This window comes from Paraburkholderia domus, assembly GCF_905220705.1.
Classification (GTDB): domain Bacteria; phylum Pseudomonadota; class Gammaproteobacteria; order Burkholderiales; family Burkholderiaceae; genus Paraburkholderia; species Paraburkholderia domus.
This window is the reverse complement of record NZ_CAJNAT010000076.1, coordinates 1-1,814: the sequence shown is the minus strand read 5'-3', so window position 1 is coordinate 1,814 and position 1,814 is coordinate 1. Positions and strand designations below refer to the sequence as shown.

Here is a 1,814-nt window from a genome sequence, read left to right as displayed (position 1 = left end):
GGTCGGGTTCTTGTAGTCAGAATGGAAATCGACACGCACCAGACTCGATTGGGTCCCGATGACTTCCATGTTCATGAACACGCCAACATTGAGATCATAGCTACCCGCGACGAATTTACTGACGGATGTTGTTTTCATCCTGAAAGTCACCGAACTGCGCGGCGCAAGACTGACCTCTCCATCGGGAAATTCGCCCGAATTTTCAAGCAACTTACCCGCCAACCCAAGACCAAATTTAGAATCATGTGATCCAGTTTGGTAGCCGTTTACGCCCAAGATATCCATATCCTTGCCAATCCTGGCATCCCACTTATCGGGCGTCTTGAATTTGATCGGATAATCTCCCGTATTGTCGAATCTTACGTGCACCAGAAATCCATCCTTCGCGTGGGCAATAGACGTGAGTAAGACATCCAGCTTCACAATTTTCCGTCCATCCTGAACCCCTGCATTACTTAGCAAATCCACCAGATCGGCGATCTTGATTGCAACAGAACGACTAAGGTCCCTCACGAAACCACTTCTCATTTTTCCGTCGCATCGTGCACCGTAAAGATCAGTGACTGGAACGTCGCTTTTTGGGTCCTTCGGAGAGCATAGCAACTCAGCAAGCGTCTTGGCCGATTCCAGATTTTCACCCTGCAACTTCAATTCATAGATCCCAATCCCATTGATATTCCTGTTGTTTGAAGAGTCACCAATCTGGACCGATAGCACATTCCCCGAAACTGTCACTTCGTTGTTTCCGTAGGAATTGGCGCTTCCATCCGCTCCGCCATTTGTGGTGTAGCTAAATTGCATCGCGTGATTTTCCATATCCATAGTCCCTCCATTTGCACACCCCGCCAGAACAACTGGGGAGATTGCCAGAATGCTCAACGCAATACGCCGGAAATTACGAATCATAGCCAACCCTCCACAACTTCTTTGTTGAAAGCGAGAACTGACGCCGCACGTATTCCATGTAATACGGTTTGATCGTTGCCGTTACCTTACCCTCCTGCAACGGTTCATTTGCACCATAACCCATTAGGTTCTTCGGTGAACGTGCCTGCCACACCAAGGTTCCCGCCTCCGTATCGACCAGAGAAAAATCGATCTGCTCGTCCTTGATATAAGACTCGTGAAGCCAGCCACCCCGATCGTAGTATTCATCAGGGAAATTGAAATAATGCCCACATTCATGTGCCTCGACATTTGCGCGCGCAGAATCATATATGTCCCCCTGTTCATCCCGCCATTTCTGCCCCTCCCCCCATGACGACGTATCCGCCCGAAGAACAAACGGAAACAGGTGAAGTGAAACGTGCTTCTTGAATCCGTTAATAGGCACGCCCCTGACCGATACGCGGAGATCAACCCTGAAATTGACCTTCACCCGGCATCCGCACGCCGCACCCTTGGAGCATCCGTCGAGGATCAGTTTGTAGTTCCCCTGGTTCAGCACAGCCTCAATACGACTCTTTAGCGCGCCGACATCATATTGATCCCCGACTGCATCGCGATAGTCCATCTTCACACCGTTGACCGTGGAGCCGGGCATCATTTGCCAGTGAGTGGTCGTCTCATATGGGACGGTTTGCGGCGTAGCCATAAGATCACGATTTCCATGTGCGTCGACCGGATACAGATCCATCGGAACCAGCATCACCCTGACGGTGCAGGTAATCGCCTTGTCCTGCTCGCTGTATGCAAATTCGAAATTCGAATCCCTTGAACCACCACCTCTGATCTGGTTTCCGCTGCCATCCTTCCACGGCGTCCGGTTGTTCAACATGCCCCAATACGACGTGGCTTCGATATGCTCACTGACA

Annotated in this window: 2 pseudogenes; both read right to left on the bottom strand. The window is 50.6% G+C overall.

Annotation, left to right across the window (positions count from 1 at the left end):
- Positions 1 to 906, bottom strand: a pseudogene (locus KHO31_RS38915) (hypothetical protein); the annotation flags it as partial.
- Positions 896 to 1,814: pseudogene (locus KHO31_RS38910) on the bottom strand (type VI secretion system Vgr family protein); the annotation flags it as partial. The pseudogenes KHO31_RS38915 and KHO31_RS38910, both read right to left, overlap by 11 nt.